The organism is Chryseobacterium sp. 2TAF14 (genome assembly GCF_052115105.1).
Lineage (GTDB): Bacteria > Bacteroidota > Bacteroidia > Flavobacteriales > Weeksellaceae > Chryseobacterium.
Genome location: NZ_JBFRGA010000182.1, coordinates 1 through 5360, shown reverse-complemented (window position 1 = coordinate 5360; position 5360 = coordinate 1). Strand labels below are relative to the sequence as shown.

Here is a 5360-nt window from a genome sequence, read left to right as displayed (position 1 = left end):
ACTACGGACTACTAATTCTTAATTCGTTGTTTTTTAACGCAAAGCTTAATTTCATCAAACCTTATTTTGAAGGAGCAAAGATGAATCAATAAATTGATTTTTATTAAGCACTCGCTTTATTCAAGCTTCATCAGCGACTTTGTCGCAATTCTTTGCTCCTTAAAATAATATGCTTAAAAATTAAAATCTTTGCGTGGAAGATTTTGCTAAATTTCTTATCCTGAACTCAGGTTAATAGAAATCTGAGAATTTAAACAGAAACTTAAAGATAGGTTTCAATAAATATAAAAGATAAATCTAAAGAAATTTAATCAGTCTATTTTCATACCCGTTTACAAACGGATATTTTGTACCTTTAAATTTCAAATAAAAATTATTGTGAAGAAAACTTTCAAAAGAACACTCAGAGTATCAAAATATGTCATTTATAGAGAAACACTTGTTGATTATAAAGAACATTTCTGGTCTTTTCTGGGGGCTTTTTTCGGAATCGGACTGATTGCTTTTCTGCAGTCTCAATACYTGCTGCAGCAGGAAAATGTTTTTCTGATCGGTTCGTTTGGAGCATCAAGTGTTTTGATTTACGGAGCCATTCAAAGTCCGTTGGCTCAGCCGAGAAATCTCGTTGGCGGACATGTCATTTCAGCTTTGGTGGGAGTTACAATTTATCAGATTGTTCCTGATATTTTATGGCTTTCTGCGCCTTTGGCTGTTGCATTTTCGATTATTTTGATGCAGTATACCAAAACTTTGCATCCACCGGGAGGAGCGACTGCCTTAATTGCCGTAACATCACCCGGAAAAATTGCCGATTTAGGTTATTGGTATGTACTTTCTCCGGTTTTATCGGGTTGTCTTATCCTGCTTTTGGTGGCTTTAATTTTTAATAATATGACTAAAAACAGAAGCTATCCTACAAGTACAAAATGGAAAAGACTTTTACATAAAAAACACAGACACAATTTGAAAAAATAAAAGAATATGGAATGTATAGAATGCGGCGAAAAAATCATCGGAAGATCTGATAAAAAATTCTGCAACGATGCCTGCAGAAACGCTTACAACAACAAGCAAAATAAAGACTCCAGCAACCTGATGCGGAATGTAAACAATAAGCTCCGTAAAAATTACCGCATTCTGAACGAAATAAATGTAGACGGAAAAACCAAAGTTCCAAAATCTAAACTTGATGGCTTAGGTTTTGATTTTAATTATTTTACAAACATAAAAGTGTATAAAAACGGCTCGGAATACAAGTTTATCTATGATCACGGCTATAAAATTCTTGAAGAAGATTATGTTCTCATTGTAAAAAATTAATCTGAAAACTATCATGAAAGAAATTGTATTAATCACCGGTGCAAGCGGAGCCATTGCAAGAGCACTTTCAAAAAAAATTGAAAAAGATTACACCGTGCGTTTTTTAACCCGAAAAAAAGAAGCAGAAAACGAATTTGAATGGGATCTAGAAAACAATATTGTAGAAGAAAGTGCTTTTGAAAACGTAAGTCATATCATTCATCTTGCAGGAGCCAACATTTCTGAAAAACGCTGGACTGAAGACCGAAAAAAGATATTAATTTCCAGCCGCGTAAATTCTGCCGAATTGATTTTAAATACGCTTAAAAAGAAAAATTTAAAGCTAAAAACTTTTATTTCTGCATCAGGAATTAATTTTTATGGTACAAAAACAACCGACAAAATTTTCACGGAAAATGATGCTCCCGGAAATGATTTTTTAAGTGAAGTTGTTGTTGTCTGGGAAAAAGCGGCTGATGAATTTAAAGAACAAAATATTGCAGAACGGGTTGTAAAAATAAGAACAGCCGTTGTTCTTTCTAAAAACGAAGGCGCTTTGGCTAAGATGATGATGCCTATAAAATTCGGAATTGGTTCGCCACTCGGAAGCGGGAAACAATATATGCCGTGGATTCATATTGATGATATTTGTGCGATGTATGAATTTGCTTTGAAAAATCCTGAAATGGAAGGTTCTTACAACGCTTCTGCGCCACAACACACAACGAATGAAAATTTAACGAAATTAATCGCAAATGTTTTAAACAAACCTTTGTTGATGCCGAATGTTCCTTCATTTATTTTAAAGCTGATTTTTGGTGAATTGGCAGATGCTTTGCTGGAAGGTTCGAGGGCTTCTTCAGAGAAAATTCAGAAAGCGGGTTTTGAGTTTCAGTTTCCTGATCTGAAAATGGCTTTGGAAGATTTATTAAAAAATAAATAACAATCAAATTATCTCGCAGATTTAGCTGATTTTTTATCTGCGAAATCTGTATGATCAGCGAGAATTAAAATTAATACAATACAGAATGCAAGAGACGAATGTAAGCATCGAAAAAACAGAAATTTTATCAGATGACTGGTACACTTTAAAAAAAGTAACTTTTAATATTAAAAAAGAAAACGGAACTACCGAAACTCAGAGCAGAGAAGCTTACGACCGAGGTAACGGAGCCGTTATTTTGCTATATAATACTCAGACTAAAAATGTAATTTTAACGAGACAATTCCGTTTACCAACATACATCAACGGAAATTCTACGGGAATGATGATCGAAGCCTGTGCCGGTTTATTAGACGATAATAATCCTGAAGACTGCATCAGAAAAGAAACGGAAGAAGAAACAGGGTATAAAATTTCGAAAGTTGAAAAAATATTTGAAGCGTATATGTCGCCCGGATATGTTACAGAAATTCTGCATTTTTTTATCGCCGAATATTCTGATGATATGAAAATAAATGACGGAGGCGGACTGGAAGAGGAAGGCGAAAACATCGAAGTTTTGCAGCTTCAGTTTGACGAAACCCTTTCTATGATTGATAAAGGTGAAATAAAAGATGCCAAAACCATTATGCTTCTACAGCATCTTCGTATGAAAAATATTTTGTAAATAAGTGGTTGATCGTTTTTAGTTGATAGTTGATGGATTGAAATAAATACATTAAAAAATCAAAATTTATATACTTATTTTCAAAATTTAATTAAAACAAAAATATAAAGTATTATGAAATATATATTTGCAATTGGCCTTTCGGTATTGCTTTCTTCCAATTTTCTTGCCCAGAAAAATGAAAAATTAAGTACGAAAGATGCTGCAATAGCTACCCATTTTAAAACCGATTACAAAAAGAAAAATTATAAAAAATTTGACGGTAAAATCACAGTAAAAGATAATCTGATACAGTTTGACAACAAAATAGTTTACTATGATAAAACCGATAAAATCACAGCAACTATTCTGAAAGAAGGCTTAATTTATCCTCAGCTTTTAACTGATTATCAAATGCAGAAATTTTTGGACGAATCTACCGATAAAACCCAGAAAAGATTTTTGAAACTCCAGAAAGATCCAAGAGCTTCTTTTGATGTGAATAATATCAAACTTAGCAATACTTCTGAGCTGACTTTTTTAAATTCAAATCTTAAAGCAAAAAGGTTTAAAGTCTCATTAAAAGACATCAGGCTAAACACAACCTCAACCTATCTTTTTGAATTGATGAACGACAAAGCTGCGAAAGATATTTCTCTGGAAGAGTTTATAAAAGGAGCGAAACTGACGTATATTGATACGGAATAAAGTTTTTCACTGTATTTATAAAAATATGAAATGTTGGAATTGCTGAAAAAAGCACAGGCTGTAATTCCTGCACAGCAACTTTGGGTAAACCCTGATTGTGGTTTGAAAACCCGTGATTGGGATGAAACAGAAAAGGCGTTGATTGCGATGGCGGAAGCTTCTAGGGAGATGAGTAAGGAGTTTGCTTTGGAGAGAATTTAATTTATTGATATTTTTTCGGGAGTCTTTTGGGCTCTTTTTTTTTAGAATTATTTAATTATATTCGAATAACTAAAACCATTAAAATTGAATTTAACAAAAATTTTAGAAAAAGGATATTTCCCTAAAGAACTTCCTCCTCCTTTTACAACAAAATCTTTCGGACAAAAATCACGTTATATTGCTAAAAAATGGGATCGATATGTTACTCATTTAATGATTCCACTTCCAAGTGAAGCTAGTAACAGGCAAGCAAAATTTAGATATAAACCAATACTTAATAAATATTCTATATCTAAATTAATTGAATTTAGTATTGCAAAAGGTCAATATTCAAGACGTAAACTTGAAATTCCTCATCCACAAACTTATTTTTATTTATGCAGAGAAATTGTCAATCATTGGAAACTAATTAAAAACGTGTATAAATTAAGTCCATATTCCGAAAGCAAATTATACAGCGAAAATACAAGTAAAAGATCAATACGAACAAAAAGTATTTCTTGGAAAAGATTTAGAAATAAATTAACTGAAATATCTTTTGATTATAAAGTTCAGCTCAAATTAGATATTACAAATTTTTACCCAACTATTTACACACATTCAATACCTTGGAGCATATTGGGTAAAGAAGACTCTAAATATTATTTTGAAATAAAAAACGCTGATTCAAATAATTTTGAAACACTAACGTTAACTGATCGAAAAGCAGAAAATTATAAAATAGCAGATAAAATAGACACCTTGGTCAGAAATTGTAATGACAAGCAAAGTATTGGATTACCGATAAGTCCTGATTCCTCTTTTATTTTATCTGAAATGGTATCATCAAGAATAGACCAAGAACTCCACATTGAACTCGATGGTATTGATTATAAGTGTGTGAGATATTATGATGATTACTATTTTTATACAAATTCAATCGGTGATGCTGAAACAATATTAAAAAAAACTCAAAAAATATTATATGAATATAAGTTAGAAGTAAATGAAAATAAAGTTGAGATTAAACAATTACCATATTTTCATTCTGATTTATGGAATTTAGATATTCATAATTACAACTTTAAAGAGCAATATGCAAAAGATATTCAAGAAATAGAATATTATTTTTCTTTGATATTTAAATTAGTTGAAGAGAATAGAGAAAATTCTTCATGGATTATATCTTATTCTTTAACACGATTTGAATATGGAAATGTTCACATTAAATTAGATCAAATTCCGATATTCAATTCTTTATTATTAAAAACTTTATATTTAGATACAAGCAATATTGATCAAATATTTAAGATAATATATAATTATAAAATCTTTATAGATCAAAATGAATTGAGAAAAATCAAGATTTTATTAGACAAACTGATACGAGAACATATCACTCTAAATCACTCTTTCGAAATCGCTTGGTGTTTATGGTTTTACAAATCATTTGATATAACCTGTGATATTGAAATATTACAATCAATATTAGATTCTGAAGATCAAATTTCAATTCTTATAGCTTTAGATATTATCAACAATCATGGAATAAATAGGAGAAAGCTTGATTTCACTTTAGTAAAT

6 protein-coding genes and 1 pseudogene are annotated in these 5360 nt (G+C 30.8%); all 7 read left to right on the top strand.

Annotation, left to right across the window (positions count from 1 at the left end; genetic code table 11):
- Positions 1 to 378 precede the first annotated feature (378 nt).
- The gene (locus AB4Y90_RS15065) at positions 379 to 975 is read left to right on the top strand and encodes an HPP family protein (protein WP_441558357.1); all 597 of its coding nucleotides are present in this window, start codon (positions 379 to 381) and stop codon (positions 973 to 975) included.
- A 6-nt stretch (positions 976 to 981) separates the two neighbouring features.
- Positions 982 to 1320 carry a hypothetical protein gene (locus tag AB4Y90_RS15060; RefSeq protein ID WP_441558356.1) on the top strand — a complete coding sequence of 113 codons (339 nt, stop codon included), beginning with the start codon at positions 982 to 984 and terminating at the stop codon, positions 1318 to 1320.
- 13 nt (positions 1321 to 1333) lie between these two features.
- Complete coding sequence (locus AB4Y90_RS15055; protein ID WP_441558355.1) at positions 1334 to 2242, top strand: TIGR01777 family oxidoreductase; 909 nt, start codon at positions 1334 to 1336, stop codon at positions 2240 to 2242.
- A gap of 85 nt (positions 2243 to 2327) precedes the next feature.
- Positions 2328 to 2909, top strand: coding sequence for a GDP-mannose pyrophosphatase NudK (gene nudK / locus AB4Y90_RS15050; RefSeq protein WP_441558354.1), 582 nt, complete (start codon positions 2328 to 2330; stop codon positions 2907 to 2909).
- A gap of 114 nt (positions 2910 to 3023) precedes the next feature.
- Positions 3024 to 3596, top strand: a complete 573-nt coding sequence (locus AB4Y90_RS15045) for a hypothetical protein (RefSeq protein WP_441558353.1) — start codon at positions 3024 to 3026, stop codon at positions 3594 to 3596.
- A gap of 27 nt (positions 3597 to 3623) precedes the next feature.
- Positions 3624 to 3797: pseudogene (locus AB4Y90_RS15040) on the top strand (hypothetical protein); the annotation flags it as partial.
- 84 nt (positions 3798 to 3881) lie between these two features.
- The coding region (locus AB4Y90_RS15035) for an RNA-directed DNA polymerase (protein WP_441558352.1) at positions 3882 to 5360 on the top strand (1479 nt) is incomplete at its 3' end.

Excerpts from the sequence above, each read along its gene's own strand:
- AB4Y90_RS15060 (WP_441558356.1), top strand. The coding sequence starts at position 982 with ATGGAATGTATAGAATGCGGCGAAAAAATCATCGGAAGATCTGATAAA.
- AB4Y90_RS15055 (WP_441558355.1), top strand. The coding sequence starts at position 1,334 with ATGAAAGAAATTGTATTAATCACCGGTGCAAGCGGAGCCATTGCAAGA.
- nudK (WP_441558354.1), top strand. The coding sequence starts at position 2,328 with ATGCAAGAGACGAATGTAAGCATCGAAAAAACAGAAATTTTATCAGAT.
- AB4Y90_RS15045 (WP_441558353.1), top strand. The coding sequence starts at position 3,024 with ATGAAATATATATTTGCAATTGGCCTTTCGGTATTGCTTTCTTCCAAT.